Here is a 1,644-nt window from a genome sequence, read left to right as displayed (position 1 = left end):
TCATCCGGCTCCCAGGTGTCTTCGCGGCCACCGGCAAAACCAAATGTGCGGAAGCCCATGGTTTCGAGCGCGACGTTACCGGCGAGAATCATCAGGTCGGCCCAGGAAATGCTCTGGCCGTACTTCTGCTTGATCGGCCACAGGAGGCGACGCGACTTGTCGATGTTGACGTTATCGGGCCAGCTGTTGAGCGGAGCAAAACGCTGCTGGCCACGGCCGCCGCCGCCGCGGCCATCGCTCAGGCGATAGGTGCCGGCTGCGTGCCAGGCCATGCGGACCATCTGCGGACCGTAGTGACCAAAGTCGGCCGGCCACCAGTCCTGCGAGTCGGTCATAAGCTTGCGCAGGTCATTCTTGAGCGCGGCATAGTCGAGCTTCTTGAAGGCTTCGCGATAATTGAAGCCAGAATCGAGCGGGTTGGACTTGGCCGAATGCTGGCTCAGCAGGTCCGTGCGCAGCTGATTGGGCCACCAGTCGCGGTTGGCGCGCGGCTTGGCGCCGCCATGATCCACCGGGCACTTGCCGGCGGGGGCCTCGCCGTGGGGGGAACTCGTCTTGTCAGTCATATAGGGCTCCTTTGCTGCTAGGCCGCGTTATAGGCAGGTGACAATCATTAGGCCAATCGATAATTCTTTCTCCACTGATAGGACAAAGTTATCGTGACAGTGACCCTCAAACAGATGCGCTATGCCCTCGCCGTGGCGCGAACCGGCCATTTCGGCCAGGCAGCCAGCGAATGTTCGGTTTCCCAGCCTGCACTGTCCCAGCAAATCCTGGCGCTTGAGACGCTGTGCGGTACGCCGCTCTTTGACCGGCTAAAAACGGGCGTTCGCCTGACCCCGTTCGGTCGCGACTTTGTGGAACTGGCACGGCCCGCGGTCGCTGCCGCCGAAGCGCTGGATGATTTCGCGCTGCGCAGCACCGGAAAAACGAACCGGCCCATCCGCTTCGGCCTGATCCCAACTGTGGCGCCCTATCTGCTTCCGGAAATCTTCCCGCTGCTGACGCGCCGCCTGCCTACGCTGAAATTCACCATCAGCGAGAGCCGCACAGAAGCCATGCTGGAGAGCCTGTCCAACGGCAATCTCGACATCGCGCTCATCGCCTCCATGCCGCCGCCCGGTGGTCCCAAGCTCGTCGTATCACCGCTCTTTGAAGATCCCTTCGTCCTGGCCACCCCGAGCAGCGAAGTCACCGCCGAGCCGGTTTCGCTCGCAGCGCTCGAACCCGAGCGCATCCTGCTGCTCGACGAGGGCCATTGTTTTCGCGATCAGACCATTTCCGCCTGCCGGCTGGAGGGAGACCGGTCGACCCGCACCTTCGCCGCGACCTCCCTCTCCACCATCGTTGAATTTGTTGCCAATGGTCAGGGCGTGACCCTCCTGCCCCAGATTGCCCTGCGCAAGGAAGCCAACGACCCGCGCATCGCCGTGCATAGGCTCGATGACCCGCAGGCTGGCCGCCATCTCGCGCTCGTCTGGCGCGAGGCCAGCCCGCTGGGGCAGACCTACGAAGAAATCGCCCGGGTGATCCGTGGCACACGTACCGAGGCCCCTGTTCAGCCCCCTGCTTCCGCAATATGACTTTGGGAGATCATGGCGTTTTGCCGGAGTTCGTTGCAGATGGCGCGCGCCAGATCGACAT

General features: G+C 62.8%; 2 protein-coding genes. One reads left to right on the top strand and one right to left on the bottom strand.

Translation table 11 applies throughout. The features are described 5' to 3' along the window. The coding region (locus tag J0I64_RS15530; RefSeq protein ID WP_366933754.1) for a peroxidase family protein at positions 1 to 566 on the bottom strand (566 nt) is incomplete at its 3' end. 93 nt (positions 567 to 659) lie between these two features. On the opposite strand from J0I64_RS15530, the gene J0I64_RS15525 reads away from it, so the two are divergent. Next, positions 660 to 1,583, top strand: coding sequence for a hydrogen peroxide-inducible genes activator (locus J0I64_RS15525; RefSeq protein WP_291409862.1), 924 nt, complete (start codon positions 660 to 662; stop codon positions 1,581 to 1,583). Positions 1,584 to 1,644 lie beyond the last annotated feature (61 nt).

This window comes from Devosia sp., from assembly GCF_017307565.1.
In the GTDB taxonomy this organism is placed as follows: Bacteria; Pseudomonadota; Alphaproteobacteria; order Rhizobiales; family Devosiaceae; genus Devosia.
This window is presented reverse-complemented; position numbering and strand designations above follow the sequence as displayed.